Annotated in this window: 1 pseudogene; it reads right to left on the bottom strand. The window is 66.2% G+C overall.

Features of this window, described 5'->3' with window-relative positions:
* Positions 1–181: 181 nt before the first annotated feature.
* A pseudogene (locus TN53_RS49035) lies at positions 182–317 on the bottom strand (peptidase E); the annotation flags it as partial.

The following is a 317-nucleotide window of genomic DNA, read 5'->3' as shown; positions in this document are numbered from 1 at the left end:
GACCCTCTGGTCTCCGTGTTCCCCGCCTGTACGGCGCCGGTCCCTCGGTCGATGCAACCGTGCCGACCGGACCGACTGTTCCCGGCGCGGCCGCTTGGTTTTGAGGCGTCGGCGTTTCGACGCGAACGAGGTACAGGCACGTCCCCCACTTTCCTGTCCGGGGCTCCCACCACGCGTTGCGTCACGGATGGAACCGCCACCGCCCTTCAGAAATGACATCCATCTTGCCGGCCCTGACGCGAACGGCCGTCTCGTCATCGATGAAGTAGATCGGGAAGTCCGCTCGCGCAGCGATGCGATCAGCCCAGGCGTCGTCC

It is taken from the genome of Streptomyces sp. WM6386 (genome assembly GCF_000972385.1).
Taxonomy (GTDB): domain Bacteria; phylum Actinomycetota; class Actinomycetes; order Streptomycetales; family Streptomycetaceae; genus Streptomyces.
This window is presented reverse-complemented; position numbering and strand designations above follow the sequence as displayed.